We start from the raw sequence: 14459 nt of genomic DNA on the forward strand, positions 1-14459 counted from the left end.
CGGCATGCGTTCCGGGTGACGGACGACGAGCAGCGGTCAGATTACGCCCGGGTCCCCGGCGGCGATACGGCCGGTTGGGGAATGTTTGGCGCCTGCACGTATGTTTCACATCCGGTGCGTCCGCCGCCGTGACCGTCGGTACGTCCGTCCTTTGTATCGCCCCAGGGCGTGTCTTCGATCCCGTGCGTCCCGGGACGCCGCCGCCGAGCGTCGCGTGCCCCCGACCACCGAGCAAGGAAGCTGGAGAGCAAGTGAAGGTCGAGATCTACAGCGATATCGCGTGCCCGTGGTGCTACGTCGGGAAGCGGCGCTTCGAGCGCGCGCTCGCGGCGTTCCCGGGCGCCGAGGACATCCAGGTCACGTACCGTCCCTACGAGCTGGACCCCACCACTCCGGCCGAGCCGGCGCCGCTGCGCGAGCGACTGGCCGCGAAGTTCGGCGCGGCGAACCTCGACGGGATGAACGCGCGGCTCGCCGACGTGGGCGCCGGCGAGGGCATCACCTTCGACTTCACCCAGGCCCTGGCGGTGAACACGCTGACCGCGCACCGGGTGTTGTGGCTCGCGCTCACCGAGTTCGGTCCGGCGGCCCAGGCCGCGCTCAAGGACCGGCTGCTCGCGGCGTACTTCACCGAGGGCGAGAACGTCGCCGACCACGACCGGTTGACCGAGTTCGCGGTCGAGGCCGGCCTGGACCGGGACCGCGTGGTCGCCTTCCTCGCGTCCGACGAGGGCACCGACGAGGTCCGGCGCGAGATCGCCGAGGCGCGGGAGATGGGCGTCACCGCGGTGCCGACGTTCGTGTTCGAGGGCAAGTGGGCGGTCCAGGGCGCGCAGGAGGCGTCCACGTTCCTCCAGGTCCTGGAGCAGGTGCGGGGTCAAAGCGCCGAGTCGGCCGCGCCCGCGGGCGACGGCGACGCGTGCGCCGACGGCTCCTGCGCGGTGTGAGCGTCTCGGGGGGAACGACCCGGGAACTCTCCGCCGAGCGGTTGCGCGGTGCGCGACTGGCCGCGCTGTTCGTGTTCTTCGCGTTCAGCGCCGCGGTCGCGGACTTCCTGGCCCGGATCCCGCAGTTCAAGGAGGATCTGGAACTCGACGACGCCCAGTTGGGGCTGGCCCTGCTCGGCTCGCCGGTCGGCGCGCTGGTGGCGGTGCAACTCGCGGGTACCGCCGCCGGGCGATGGGGCAGCAAGCGGGTCGCGCGGGTGTCGGTGATCGGCGGCTGTCTGGCGCTGCTCCTGCCGGCGTTCGCGTGGGACCTGCCCTCGTTGGCGGTGGGCCTGCTGGTTTTGGGCATGCTGATGGGCTTCACCGATGTCGCGGTGAACGCGCAGGGCGTGGCGATCGAGCAGCACTTGCGCCGCCCGATCATGAACAGCCTGCACGGCGGTTACAGCCTCGGCGGGCTGTTCGGCGCGCTCGTCGGATCCGGCGCGGCTGCCCTGGGGATCACTCCCCGGGTGCATCTGTCGGTGATGGCGGTGGTGCTCGCACTGGCCGTATGGGCGGGTTCGCGTGCGTTGCTGGGCGTCGCGGACGACCCGCATGTACACGCGCCGGTCGAGCCGGCGGATCCGGCGCGACCGGCCGCGCCGGCCGCGGGCGGTGGTCTGCTCCGGTTGCTCGCGGGCTATCGCGCCGTGGTGTTGCTCGCGCTGATCGGGCTGTGCTCGTTCGTCGGCGAGGGTGCGGTGGCGGACTGGAGCGGCGTACATCTGCGCGAGACGCTGGACAGTTCGCCGGGTGTCGCCGGGTTGGGCTTCGCGGGCATGTCGGTGGCGATGGCCGCGGGCCGGTTCGCCGGTGACCGGGTGGTGGAACGGTTCGGCCCGGTCGCGGTGTTGCGGGTGGGCGCGCTGATCGGCGCGCTCGGCATGACGCTCGCGTTGGCCACGCCGTGGCCGGCGGTCTCGGTGCTCGGCTTCACGCTGTTCGGCGTCGGGGTGGCCCCGGTCGCACCGGTGACGTTCAGCGCGGCCGGCAACACCCCGGGAGTGCCCGCCGCGTGGGCCATCTCGCGGGTGACCGGCATCGCCTACATCGGGCTGCTCGCGGGCCCGCCGATGATCGGCTTCATCGCCCACCACACCAGCCTGACCACGGCGTTGGCCATTCCGGCGGTGCTGGTCGCGATCATCGCGCTCACCGCGGGGGCGGTCCGCCGCTGAGTGCTCCGTGCCCGGGTACCGGTCCGCCGATCGATCCGATCGGCGGACCGGTACCCGGCACGGATCCGAGGACGGGCCCGAGCACGGATCCGAGGTGGGCCCGGGCACGGGGTGTGGGCACGAGGTACGAGCCCGAACCGGAGCACAGGCCCGAGCACAGGCCCCGGGCACCAGCCCCGAGCACAGACCCCGGGCACAGGCCCCGAGGGCCGAACCCACCCACGCCGGGCGCCCGCGTCAGGACAACTTCCGCGCGTAGTTGATCCCCCGCGCCTGCCACCGCGCCTCGTGCGTGCCGATCCGGGTCCTGAAGTCCGCCCAGTCGCGCCGCTCCGGCCGGGACCAGGCCGCCTCGGCGACCGCCGCGATCCGTGGGAAGAGCAGATACTCGGCGTCCGCGACGCTCTTGATCGTCTCGCCCCACAACGCGCCCTCGACCCCGAGCACCGCGTCCGCGGGCAGCCCCGGCAGGTGCGTCGAGGGTTCCCAGTCGTAGGACGTGCGCACATCCACGGTGCCCGCCCAGGTCACCCCGAGCCGCTCGCCCCCGGCGTACTTCATGTCCAGGTAGGCGTGGTCGGCCGGGGCCATCACCACCTTGTGCCCGGCCCGCGCGGCGGCCGCGACCGCGGCCGCGTCCTGCTTGGACGCGCCCCAGTACTCGATGATCGCGCCGGGCACCGGGTCGCCCGCGGCGAGTTGGTGCCATGCGATGAGTTGCTTGCCGTGCCTGGCCACGATCGGCTGCGCGCGGGCCATGAACGCCCGGTACTGCGCGGGCTTGAGGGTGTGCGTCTCGTCGCCGCCGATGTGCAGGTAGGGGCCCGGGGTGAGTTCGGCGAGCCGGCCGAGCACCTCGTCGAGGAAGGTGTAGGTCGCCTCGCCGTCCACGCACAGCGCGGAGAAGCCGACCTGGGTACCGGTGTAGGGGGCGTACTTGCGTCCGTCGCACGCCAGTTCCGGGTAGGCCACGATCGCCGCGTTGGTGTGTCCGGGCATGTCGATCTCGGGCACCACGGTGATGAAGCGCTCGGCCGCGTAGCCGATCACCCCCTGGTAGTCGGCCGCCGTCCAGAAGCCGCCCGGCCCGCCGCCGACCTGGGTCGAGGCGCCGATTCCGGTGAGTCGGGGTCGGCCCTCGATCGCGATCCGCCAGCCCTGGTCGTCGGTCAGGTGCAGGTGCAGGTGGTTGAACTTGTAGGCGGCGATGTGGTCGATCAGCCGGCGCATCTCGGCGGGCGGATAGAAGTGCCGGGCCAGGTCGATCATGATGCCCCGGTACGGATACCGCGGCGCGTCCCGGACCACGGCGGGACGCAGTTCGAACGGTGCCCGGGCCGGAACCAGTTGGCGCAACGTCTGGGCGCCTCGATACAGGCCGGCCGGAGCGCTCGCGCGGATCGTGGCGCCGCCCGCGGTCACGGTCAACGCGTACGCCTCGTCGCCGGCCGGCCGGTCCGCCGGCGTCGTCCCGGGCGGGTCCGGCACCAGGGACAGGTCGGTTCCGGCGTGGGCGCGGGCATCGACCACCACGGGCAGGGGCAGGCCGGTGGCGGTGCGCAGTTCGGCGGCGACCACCTCGGCGACCGCCCGCGCGGCCTCGGTCGCGGCCCGCACCCTGGTGTCCCGGGACAGCGTCCAGCCCGCGCCCTTGGCGCCGAGCGCCTCGATCGGGATCGGGACCAGTCCTCGGGCGTCGGCGGCGAGTGGTCCGGGCGGCGGCTCACCGGCCTCGGCAGCGCCGGGCTCGGCACCACCGGGGTCCGGTGCGCCCGAGCCCGGGGCCGCGCCCGGGTCGGTCCCGGGGTTGCCGTCGGAGGAGGACGAGTCGGTGACCCATACGGCCGTCCCCGCGGCGGCGGCGATCGGCACGGCCAGGAAAAAAGCCAGGGCGCGTCGGCGCTGCATGTGACTCTCCCAATTCGGTCCGCCGGGATCGGTCTCGGCTCAGTCTAGGCAGTCGGGGTCGACTATCCGGTTGGTCGACACTTCGAAACCGGAGGGCAACGATCCGGTATATCCCAACGAATGGTTGGCAAACGGGCACCCGGAGATGGGGGTCAAAATACGGATAAAGACGTCCGACGGGAGAAGTCGGAGCCAAATCAGGTGATATGCGTCCGTGTATTGCCATGACCGACCATGCATATTCCTTCGCAGAGTTAACTTACGGATGTCAACATTCGCCGCCGTATGCGGGGCGCGCGATGCATTACCCACCGGCCACTGCGAGCACACGTGCGAATGCCGCTAGGCTCTGCCCGTCGTGCACGGAATAGGACGCGATCCGCGTCACCGAAAGCGCAAGACCGGAAAGTGCGAATCATCGGGAAAATGACGTACTTGACAAGCGGAATACTCGACTCCGTATCCCTGCCTCGCTCCACCCCGGCACCGACCTGGTGGTGGACGACCTGAACATCACTCGGAAGCTCGTCCTGCTCGTCGCCGTGCCCCTCACCGTGATGGTGGGGTCCGCGGGACTCGCCGTGTCCACCACGACCGGCGAGGCCCTCGACGCGAACCGCCTTCGCTCGCTGACCAAGGTCTCCGCGGAGGCGGGCGAGCTCGCGCACCGCCTGCAGAGCGAACGCGCGGCCGCCGCCGCGGTGCTGTGGCCGGACGCCGGCAGCAACGCGCTGGTCACGTACCACCAGCGCACCGCCGCGACGGACGAGAGCGCCACGCGCTACCGCAAGTTGCGCAAGGACCTCGGCTCGATCCCCGGCAACACCAAAGAACGCCTGCGCAGGCTGGACGCGGGTCTGACCGACCTGACCGCGCTGCGCGAGCAGGTCCAGGCGCCCAAGGGCACCTCGCTGACCGCCGTCGTCTTCCGCTACCGCATCCTGATCGCGGACGCGCTCGACTACCGCGACAGCGTGGCCCAGGCCGGCGGCGCCGGCCCCGACAACTCGGACCGCCTGCGTGCCGCCGCCGCGCTCTCGCACGCCACGGAGTGGCTGGGACAACAACAGACGGCGGTCCTGCGCGCGTTGTCGTCCAACCGGATCTCGCCGTCCCAACAGCAGGACATCCTGGCCACCCGGACCGGCTACGACGAGAGCGAGACGTCCTTCGAGTCGCTCGCCGACGAGGAGTGGCTGGGCTGGCTGGAACTCGCCCAGACCGGCCCGGAGATCCTGGCCGTCCACCAGCTCGAGGACGCCGTCTCCCGGGCCAAGGTGGACACACCCATCCTGATCCCTCAGGACGTGTGGACCAAGGCGACCGCCGACCGGATCGCCCGGATCAGCGACGTCGAACGACGCGTGGACGCGTCGGTGCTGTCCTCGGTCAGCGACGAACGCGACAGCCGACGCTGGTGGGCGATCGGACAGGCCGCGGCGGTGCTGCTCGCGCTGGCCGCCGCCGTGATCCTGGTGCTGCGCCTGGGCCGGCCGATGACGCGTGAACTGCTGCGCCTGCGCGACACCGCGCACGAGGTGGCCTACACCGGTCTGCCGGACGCGGTCGCCAAGCTCCAGCAGGGGCGTTCCCTCGACGGCGCGACCGCCGACGAGATCGCCGAACGCGCGGGGACCCCCATCGAGGTGCGCGGCAAGGACGAGATCGCCGAGGTGGGCTCGGCGTTCAACACCGTCTTCACCGCCGCCGTCCGCATCGCCGCCGAACAGGCGGTCCTGCGAGCCGGTATCGCCACCGTGCTGGTCGCGCTCGCCCGCCGCAACCAGCGGCTCACCGACGGCCTGGTCAAGGTCCTCGACGAGGCCGAGGCACACGAGCACGACCCGGACCGGCTCAAGCGGCTGTACTCGCTCGACCACCTGGTCCAGCGCATGGGCCGCAACAACACCAGTCTGCTGGTGCTCGGCGGCGAGGGCACCGCGCGCGTGCGCGAGGACGCGCTGCTCCTGGACGTCGCGCGTGCGGCGATCGGCCGGATCGAACGGTTCACCCGGGTCGACCCCGGCGCGGTGGACCCGCGCATCCTGATCGCCGGACGGGCCCGCGACGACGTCGCGCACCTGCTCGCCGAACTGCTGGACAACGCGACCAAGTTCAGCCGTCCGGAGACCTGGGTGGTGCTCCAGGCGAACCGTCGCGGCGACGGCGCGGTGCTGACCGTGACCGACTCCGGCGTGGGCATCACCCCGGAGCGACTGGCCGGGTTCAACGAACGCCTCGCGTCGCCGGCCCAGTTGGACGTGCACGCGGTGCGCGCGATGGGTCTGACCGTGGCGGGCCACCTGGCCACGCGCTACGGCATCACGATCACCCTGACCCCGGGCCCGCAGGGCGGCACGGTCGCCGAGGTCGGCCTGCCCGAGGACATCGTGGTCTTCCGCGATCGCCCCGGTCGGCACCGCGGCGTGCCCAAGGCCGAGGTCGCGCAACTGCCCCCCTCGGGTCGGGCGCCGGACGTCGGCGTGCGCGCCGGCGGCCATCCCGACCCGGGTCCGTTCGAGCCGGTGCCGAGCGTGTTCACGCCCACCCGGCCGCAACCGGTCAGCGACGCGAGCGCTCCCGGACCGCGTGAACCCGCGCCCTCGGGACTGCGCTTCACCGGTTCTCGGCCGCCCGTGCCCGCCGCCCCGACCCCGCCCGCGCTCGCCCCGCCGGCCCCGCCGGCGCAGGTCGAACCCGAGCGGCGTCCGGAACGGTCGCTGCCGTCGGCTCCGGAACCGACGGAGTCCGGCCGCACCACGAACACGGGCCTGCCGCTGCGGGTTCGCCGGGACACTCCCACCGTGCACCCGGGCAGCCCCGCCGCACCCGCCGCGCCGCTGGTCGGCTCGGCCGGAACGCCCGCCCGGGCGAACAACACGCCGGACCGCCGGGACGCCCGCCAGGTGTCCGCGGCCATGTCCGCCTTCGCGCAGGGCATCGGGCACAGCCGGGCCCGCCGCGCCCCCTCGCCCCGCCCCGGCGGCGGCGAACCGGATCACAAGGAGAGATCGTGACCCACCCCACCGCAGCCGATCTCAGTTGGCTGCTCAACGATTTCGCCACCCGGGTGCCCGAGGTGCTGCACGCCGTCGCGGTCTCCGCGGACGGACTCGTGGTGGCCAACACCAGTTCGCTGCCGCAGGACCGCGCCGACCAGCTTGGCGCGGTCGCGTCCGGCCTGGTCAGCCTGCTGGCCGGTGCCGCACGGCTGTTCGGCACCGACCCGGTGGCCAGCAACCTGACCGAGATGAACGGCGCGTTCATGTTCTCGATGCAGGTCAGCGACGGTGCCTCGCTGCTGGTGCTGGCCTCGCGGGAGTGCGACATCGGTCAGGTCTCGTTCGAGATGGCCGAGCTGATCAACCAGGTCGGCCCGGCCCTGACCCCGGCCGCCCGCGAGCGCTTCCTGCACGTGCAGCGCGGCGCGCTGGGCTGACCGAAGCACTCTCGCGTCCCTCCCGACGCAGCCCTCCCTCTGCTCGATCGCTCTCCCACGTCCACACCCTGGAGCACGTCATGACCCCGGCAAGTCCCATAACCCGACGCACGTTCCGCGTCACCGCCGCCGGCCTGATCGCCGGCGCCCTCGCCTTCACCACCGCGTGCAGCGGCAGCGCGGCGGACGACAAGAAGGGCGGGTCGTCCTCCGGCACGATCAAGATCGGCCTGACGATCCCGCTGACCGGTGTCTACGCGTCGCTCGGCCCGGACCTGCAGAACGGCTTCCAGACCTACCTCGACCAGCACGGCGGCAAGCTCGGCGGGCACAAGATCGAGCTCGTGATCACCGACGAGGGCGACGGCCCGCAGACCTCGGTGCCCTCGGTCACCAAGCTGATCAAGCAGGACAAGGTCACCGCGGTGGTCGGTCTGTCCAACGCGGCCACGGTGGCCGCCAACGTGCAGATCGTCAACGACAACAAGGTGCCGATGATCGGCGCCGTCGGTCGCCCCGGCAAGATCGACAAGCCGGACTACGTCTGGCACACCAGCTACCTCTCCGAGGAGCCGGGTGTGGCGGCGGCGCCGTACATCAAGGAGAACGTGGCCGGCTCGGTCTACGCGATCGGCCCGGACTACCAGGGTGGTTGGGACCAGCTCGGCGGCTTCACCAAGACCTTCGATCAGGCCGGCGGCAAGTTGGCGAACCCGGACGGCAAGACCAAGTGGACGCCGTTCCCGGCCACGACCAACTTCCAGCCGTACTTCACCGAGATCAAGAACTCGGGCGCCAAGGCCGTCTACACGTTCTACGCGGGCACCGCCGCGGTGAACTTCGTCAAGCAGTACAAGCAGTCCGACGTCAAGGACATCCCGCTGTACGCCGCGGGCTTCCTGACCGAGGGCGCGGTACTCGGGGCCGAGGGTGATGCCGCCAAGGGCGTGTTCACCTCGCTCAACTACACGCCCACCCTGGACATCCCGGCCAACCGCTCGTTCGTCGCGGCCTACCAGGGCAAGTACAACACGCTGCCGACGATGATGTCGGCGACCATGTACGACGCGGCCGCCGTGCTGGACAAGGCGATCGCCGCCGCGGGCGACAAGGTCACCCCGGAGGCGGTCAACGCCGCGATCGCCAAGACCGGCAAGGTCGACAGCCCGCGCGGGTCCTGGGAGTTCAACCCGAACACGCACGCTCCCGTGCAGAAGTGGTACCTGCGTGAGGTCAAGCAGGACGGCACCGCGCTGAGCAACGTGATGGTCCGCGAACTCGGCACGCTCGGCTAGCGGCGGATTCGGAGCGAAAGGGAGCGTGCCGTGGGCTGGTTCGACGACAATTTCATCCCCGCCCTGGACGGAGTGGCCTACGGGCTGCTGCTGTTCGTCGTGGCCGCGGGCCTGACTCTGGCCTTCGGCTCGGGTGGAGTCCTCAACCTCGCGCACGGCACGCTCTACGCGTTCGCCGCCTACACCGCGACCGCCGTCGCCGACGGCTCGTGGGTGGGTCTGGCTCTCGCGGTGCTCGCGGGCATCGGGGCGGGCGCGGCCGGTGGCGGGGTGCTCGCGGCGCTGACCGCGCCGATCGCCGGCAGAGGTCATATGGCGCAGGCCATGCTGACCTTCGGCGTCGCGCTGGTCGGCAGCGATCTGCTGACCACCACGTTCGGCAAGGACGACCCGCAGGTCTCGGTGCCCGGCGCACTCGAGGAGCCGGTGTCGATCCTGGGCCACAACTACCCGGGCTACCGACTCGCGTTCATCGTGGTCGCGGTCGTGCTCGGGGTCGCCGGCTGGTACGTGCTCTCGCGTACCCGCGTGGGCGCGGCCGTGCGCGCGTCGGTGGACGACCCCGAGATGCTCGCGGCCGGCGGCATCTCGCCGGCCCGGGTGCGCACGGGCGTACTGATCGCCGCGGGCGCCCTGGCCGGCCTCGCGGGCGGTCTGGGCGCGCCGATCATCGGCCCGTCCACGTCGGTGGCCAACACCGTGTTGCTGCAATCCCTGCTGGTCGTGGTGATCGGCGGGCTGGGTTCGGTCGGCGGTGCGCTGTTGGCGGCGATCCTGGTCGGCGAGGTGCAGACGCTCGGCGTCACGCTGATGCCCGATCTCGCGCCCTATCTGCTGTTCGCCACGATGGCCGTGATGCTGATCGCGCGCACCGCGCGCTTCGGCCCGACGGGGAGCCGAGTATGACCACCCTCGCCCTGCGCGCACGCACCGCGCTGCGCTCGCCGCGCGCGGTCCTGGTGGGCCGAATTTTGGCCGTCGCCGCGATCGTGTGGTTGTTCGCGGCGCCCTACCTGGTCGGCCTGTTCACCCTGATCCTGCTGTCCCAGGCGCTGTCCCTGGGCGTGCTCGCGGCCAGCGTCGCGGTGCTCGGCGGCGGCGCCGGACTGCCCTCGCTGGGCCAGGTCGCGCCGTACGCGGTCGGCGGCTACACGGCGGCGATCCTGGCCGAGCACGGCATGCGGATCGGCGTCGTGCACACCCTGGTCGCGGCGGCGGCCGGCGCCCTGTTCAACGCGGTCACCGCGCCGATCGTGGTGCGCACGCGCGGCGTCACGGTGCTGATGATCACCCTGGCCGTCGGCGAACTGGTGCGCACGGCCGCGGAGAAGTGGAAGTCGGTCACCGGCGGCACCGACGGCAAGTCCGGTGTGCCGCCGATCGAGCCCTTCTGGGGCATGGGCGACCTCGTCGACGACGTGGACACCTACTGGTACGTGCTGATCACCACGCTCGTGGTGATCGGGATCACCGCGCTGGTGCTGCGCTCGCCGGCCGGTCTGCTGCTGGACGGCGCGCGCGAGAACGAGACCCGGATGCGCGCGACCGGCCACCCGGTGACCCGCTACCTCTCGGTCACCTACATCGGGGTCGGCGCGCTCGCGGGCGTCGCCGGCGCGTTGCTGATCTCGGTGCAGCGCTACATCTCGCCCGCGCACATCGGCTTCGACACCTCCTCGCTGGTGCTGCTCGCGGTGGTCATCGGCGGCGGCGCGTCGCTGGTCGGCGCGATGATCGGCGCGGCGCTGATCGTGTTCACCAGGGACTGGCTCTCCGGTCCCTGGCCGGGGCACGGCCCGCTGCTGCTGGGCGTGCTCTTCCTGATCGCGGTGTACACGCTGCCGGGCGGCCTGGTCGGATTGACGGCGGGCGGCCCACGCGCCGCGTGGCGCGCCCTGGCCCGGGCCGGCGGAGCGGCGGGGAAGGAAGGGCAAGAGGGGGAAACCGAGAAGGCGGTGGCGGATCCGGTCACGAAGCCGGAAACCGTCGCCGACCCGGAGGCGCTGCTCACCATTACCGGCCTGACCCGCCGCTACGGCGCGCTGGCGGCCGTGGACGGCCTGGATCTGACCGTGCGCCGCGGTGCCCGGCACGCGCTCCTCGGTCCCAACGGCGCGGGCAAGTCGACCGTGCTCGGCATGGTCGCGGGCGCGATCCCGGTGACCTCGGGCAGCATCGTGTTCGCCGGTCGCGACATCACCCGGCTGCCTCCGGCGCGCCGCTCCCGGATCGGCATCGCGCGCGCGTTCCAACAGCCCGCGGTGGTGCCCTCGCTCTCCGTCCTGGACAACGTGACACTGGCCGCGTGGCGGCACGCCCGGGTCACCGGCACGGCGTGGCGACCCACCCGCTACCGCGCGTTGGCGGCTGAGGCGGCGACCCATCTGGAGACCGTCGGCCTGACCGACCGCGCGGACGAGAACGCCGGCGAACTCTCGCACGGCTCACGGCGGTTGCTCGACATCGCGATGGCCCTCGCGGGCCATCCGAAGCTGCTGCTGCTGGACGAGCCGGCCGCGGGTCTGACCGACACCGACATCGAGCGGCTGGCCGCGGTGCTCAAGGCGCTGCCGGCCGAGGTGACCATGGTGCTGGTCGAGCACAACTTCGCGCTGGTGCGCGAGGTCACCGACACCGTGACGGTGCTGGCGTCCGGACAACTGCTGGCCACCGGCACGCCCGACGAGATCGCGGCGGACCAGGCGGTACGCGACACGTATCTGGGCGCGTCCGAGCCCGAGCACCAGGAAGTGGGCTGAATCGTGCTGGAGATCGGCGAACTGACGGCGGGCTACCAGGGCGGCTCGGTGCTGCACGGGGTGGACCTGAGCATCCCCGAGGGCACGGTGCACGCGCTCCTGGGCGCCAATGGAGCGGGCAAGTCCACCCTCATCCACACCGTCGCGGGGCTGCTCAAGCCCTCCGGCGGCCGCGTGACGCTGGACGGTGGCGACCTCACCGGGCGTCCCGCGCACCGCGTCTCGCTCGCGGGCATCGGCCTGGTGCCGCAGGGTCGGCGGGTGTTCGCGAGCCTGACCGTGGCCGAGCATCTCAAGCTGGCCCACCGCAAGCACGCCGCGTGGACCCCCGCGCGGGTGCTGGAGCTCCTGCCGCGCCTGGGCGAGCGCGCGGGCAATCGGGGTTCGCAACTCTCCGGCGGCGAACAGCAGATGCTGGCGATCGCCCGGGCACTGCTCGGCGGGCCGCGGCTGATCCTGCTGGACGAGCCGACCGAGGGCCTGTCCCCGGTGATCGCCGAGCAGATCCGGGCGTTGATCACCACGCTCGCCGACGAGGGTCTGACCATCCTGGTCGCCGCCCCGCAACTGGGCTTCGTCCAGGGCATCGCGGATCATCTGACGGTGTTGTCCACGGGACGCGTCACCGCGCGGCTGACCTCGGCCGAGGCTGCCGCCGACCCGGGCCCGATCCTGGCCGCCCTGGCCCCGGGCGTGGCCGCGACCGGCTGACCGCACCGGCGCCGGTCGGCCGTGGGGCGTGCCCCCGGGTCCGACCGGCGTCGCCGCGCCGGCGGCCTCACAGTTCCACGCGCCGGATCTCCAGCGTCGTCCAGGCCCCCACGTGCACGCGGTCGCCGTCCTCGAGGTGCACCGGGTCGCGGCGGACCCGGTCGAAACCGGCGTTGATGGTGGTCCCGTTGGCCGATCCCAGGTCCATCACCTCCCACGTGCCGTCCCCGCAGCGCAGCAACATCGCATGGCGGCGGGAGACTCCCGGGTCACCGATCGGAATCTCCGGCGGGGCCGAGCTCGTGCTGGAGTTGCGCCGGCCGATGCGCATCGACTCGCCGGTCAACTCCAGCGTCCACGGCTCCTGTTCGTGCGGGAAGCGCATGCTGTGCGCGTCCGGGCCGTCCCATTCGAGCACCCGCAGGAAGTAGTCGTGGTCGGGCACCACGCGGGCCGTCCACACCGTGCGGGAAGGCGGCGGGTCCTCGGTCGGCCCCGGCCCGCCCTTCGTGCCGTTGCCGCCGTTCCCGTCCTTCCCACCGCCCCCGGTGTTCCCGGTGTTCCCGTCGTCGTCCACGCCGCCGGGCTGGTTCGACCCGTGCGTCAACTCGTGCCCGCAGCCCTCGCAGAACTGGTCGTTTGGCGTGTACTCGGTCGCGCAGAAACGACAGGTCAGCACGTTCCCGCCCGGCCCCGACCCGTCCGGGCCCGACCCGCTCGGGCCGTCGGACGGATCGCCGGCGGTGGGCATCGTACGTCCGCACTCGTCGCAGTAGTCCGCGGCGGTGGACTCATGACCGACCGGACAGATGTGCATGAGCGGACCTCCTTCCTGTTCCCCGTACCCAGCCCGACGCGTGCCGGCAACCAGGCTCAGCCCTCGATCGGCGGTCCCACCCGGGCAGTCTTGTGCGACTCGACGTCGATGATCATCATGCCCTCGTCGTCGTCGTTGCGGAGCCTGCTGGTGCCGTCCGCCTCGACCTCCACGACTCGGCCGAGCAGCCGCGCGGTGTGCTCGTCACCCGCCTCGTTGGCCAGCTCCAGGGCCTGCACCAGCCGCGCGGTCGCGGTGGTCTCGTCCCCGTCGCGACGGGCCTGCAGACCCTCCTGGACCGCGTTGGCCAGCTTCTCCCGGCCGGTGACCTTGGCCACCTCCTGGTTGATCCGGGTGGAGAGTTCCTCGTCGTCGGTCCACTGCGCGAACACGCCGGCCTTGGCCAGTTCCAGACCGCCCGCGCCGTCCGGCAGCACCACCGAGATCTGACACGGACGGCGCTTGCCGCCCGGGTTGACCTCGTCCGGCTCGACCTCCAGGCACACGTGGTAGTGCTTGCTCTCGCCGCCCCACGAACCGGTCGGGTAGTCGCCGACGTTGGGCCCCACCTCGGTGCGCCGCGCGGTCAGGTCGTCGATCACCGGGTAGGTCTGCTTGACGTACTTCACCCGGGCGTTGTTGATCGTGCGCACGCGCAGGGTCACGTCGGCCACCGACTTGCCCATCGCGTTCTGCATCATCCTGGTGAAGTCGGCGACCAGGTCCGCCGGTTCGCTCACCAGGCCGATGTCGCCCAGCAGCGCGGTGGAGATCTTGCGCACCTCCTCCACCCGCCAGTCCAGGCCGATGCCCCGGCAGTCGCAGACGAACACACCCTCGCAGTAGGCGATCGCCTCGGCGAGGTCCTGCTCGCGCTCGCTCTCGTTCTTGCCGTCGGTGAGCAGGATCGCGTGCCGGATCGCGTCCTTGTGCGGTTCCAACAGGCGACGGGCCATCAGCAGCCACTGCCCCATCGCGGTGCCGCCGCGCGCGCGGAGCTTGTCCACCTCGCGCTTGGCCTCCTTGCGGGTGCGCTCGTCGGCCGCGACCAGGCCCTCCTCGAACGGATACACCATCGACGCCATACCGGTCCCCGAGACCACCGCGAACAGTGTGCCGTCGCGCAGCGTGTCGATCGCGGCCTTGGTGGCCTGCTTGGCGGCCTTGAGCTTGGTGGACGGGAAGTCCATCGAACCCGAGCTGTCCACCATGATCACCTCGGCACCGCGAGCGCCGGCCCGCACTCCGGTCGGCGGCCCCGAGGCCCGGATGTGCGCGACGGCGTGGACCTCGTGACCTCCCATCGGCAGGTAGGGGTTCTGGTTGATCTCGATGGTGAATTCGGGGGCGCCTGACATGAATC

General features: G+C 71.9%; 11 protein-coding genes. 8 read left to right on the top strand and 3 right to left on the bottom strand.

What is annotated here, in order from left to right; translation table 11 throughout:
- Positions 1 to 251 precede the first annotated feature (251 nt).
- A complete protein-coding gene (locus tag ACIBSV_RS05810; RefSeq protein ID WP_395859718.1) occupies positions 252 to 947 on the top strand; it encodes a DsbA family oxidoreductase in 696 nt (231 codons plus the stop codon).
- A complete protein-coding gene (locus ACIBSV_RS05815; RefSeq protein WP_395859719.1) occupies positions 944 to 2167 on the top strand; it encodes an MFS transporter in 1224 nt (407 codons plus the stop codon). Before ACIBSV_RS05810 ends, ACIBSV_RS05815 begins: the two co-directional genes overlap by 4 nt.
- Positions 2168 to 2404: 237 nt before the next feature.
- On the opposite strand, the gene ACIBSV_RS05820 is transcribed toward ACIBSV_RS05815, so the two are convergent.
- A complete protein-coding gene (locus ACIBSV_RS05820; RefSeq protein ID WP_395859721.1) occupies positions 2405 to 4075 on the bottom strand; it encodes a family 20 glycosylhydrolase in 1671 nt (556 codons plus the stop codon).
- 497 nt (positions 4076 to 4572) lie between these two features.
- Here ACIBSV_RS05820 and ACIBSV_RS05825 point away from each other — a divergent pair, with 497 nt between their 5' ends.
- From ACIBSV_RS05825 to ACIBSV_RS05850, 6 genes are all read left to right on the top strand, one after another.
- A complete protein-coding gene (locus ACIBSV_RS05825; RefSeq protein ID WP_395859722.1) occupies positions 4573 to 7092 on the top strand; it encodes a nitrate- and nitrite sensing domain-containing protein in 2520 nt (839 codons plus the stop codon).
- Entirely contained in the window at positions 7089 to 7514 is a 426-nt protein-coding gene (locus tag ACIBSV_RS05830) for a roadblock/LC7 domain-containing protein (RefSeq protein WP_360314312.1), read from the top strand. The genes ACIBSV_RS05825 and ACIBSV_RS05830 overlap by 4 nt, the downstream gene beginning before the upstream one ends.
- A gap of 80 nt (positions 7515 to 7594) precedes the next feature.
- On the top strand, positions 7595 to 8809 hold the full coding sequence (locus ACIBSV_RS05835) for an ABC transporter substrate-binding protein (RefSeq protein WP_395859723.1): 1215 nt from the start codon (positions 7595 to 7597) through the stop codon (positions 8807 to 8809).
- 30 nt (positions 8810 to 8839) lie between these two features.
- A complete protein-coding gene (locus tag ACIBSV_RS05840; RefSeq protein ID WP_395859724.1) occupies positions 8840 to 9715 on the top strand; it encodes a branched-chain amino acid ABC transporter permease in 876 nt (291 codons plus the stop codon).
- Positions 9712 to 11568: an ATP-binding cassette domain-containing protein gene (locus ACIBSV_RS05845; protein ID WP_395859725.1), complete on the top strand. Its 1857-nt coding sequence runs from the start codon at positions 9712 to 9714 to the stop codon at positions 11566 to 11568. Before ACIBSV_RS05840 ends, ACIBSV_RS05845 begins: the two co-directional genes overlap by 4 nt.
- 3 nt (positions 11569 to 11571) lie before the next feature.
- Positions 11572 to 12279, top strand: a complete 708-nt coding sequence (locus ACIBSV_RS05850) for an ABC transporter ATP-binding protein (RefSeq protein WP_395859726.1) — start codon at positions 11572 to 11574, stop codon at positions 12277 to 12279.
- 67 nt (positions 12280 to 12346) lie between these two features.
- Here ACIBSV_RS05850 and ACIBSV_RS05855 read toward each other — a convergent pair whose 3' ends face one another.
- Together ACIBSV_RS05855 and ACIBSV_RS05860 are read right to left on the bottom strand one after the other, a co-directional pair.
- The gene (locus ACIBSV_RS05855) at positions 12347 to 13096 is read right to left on the bottom strand and encodes an FHA domain-containing protein (RefSeq protein WP_395859727.1); all 750 of its coding nucleotides are present in this window, start codon (positions 13094 to 13096) and stop codon (positions 12347 to 12349) included.
- 56 nt (positions 13097 to 13152) lie between these two features.
- Positions 13153 to 14454, bottom strand: coding sequence for a VWA domain-containing protein (locus ACIBSV_RS05860; RefSeq protein WP_395859728.1), 1302 nt, complete (start codon positions 14452 to 14454; stop codon positions 13153 to 13155).
- Between the last annotated feature and the right edge of the window lie 5 nt (positions 14455 to 14459).

Origin of the sequence: Embleya sp. NPDC050154 (genome assembly GCF_044460165.1) — a bacterium.
Taxonomy (GTDB): Bacteria; Actinomycetota; Actinomycetes; order Streptomycetales; family Streptomycetaceae; genus Embleya.

What these genes read in the sequence shown, in the direction of transcription:
- ACIBSV_RS05820 (WP_395859721.1), bottom strand. Translation starts at nt 4,075, where the DNA reads ATGCAGCGCCGACGCGCCCTGGCTTTTTTCCTGGCCGTGCCGATCGCC.
- ACIBSV_RS05835 (WP_395859723.1), top strand. Translation starts at nt 7,595, where the DNA reads ATGACCCCGGCAAGTCCCATAACCCGACGCACGTTCCGCGTCACCGCC.
- ACIBSV_RS05845 (WP_395859725.1), top strand. Translation starts at nt 9,712, where the DNA reads ATGACCACCCTCGCCCTGCGCGCACGCACCGCGCTGCGCTCGCCGCGC.
- ACIBSV_RS05855 (WP_395859727.1), bottom strand. Translation starts at nt 13,096, where the DNA reads ATGCACATCTGTCCGGTCGGTCATGAGTCCACCGCCGCGGACTACTGC.
- ACIBSV_RS05860 (WP_395859728.1), bottom strand. Translation starts at nt 14,454, where the DNA reads ATGTCAGGCGCCCCCGAATTCACCATCGAGATCAACCAGAACCCCTAC.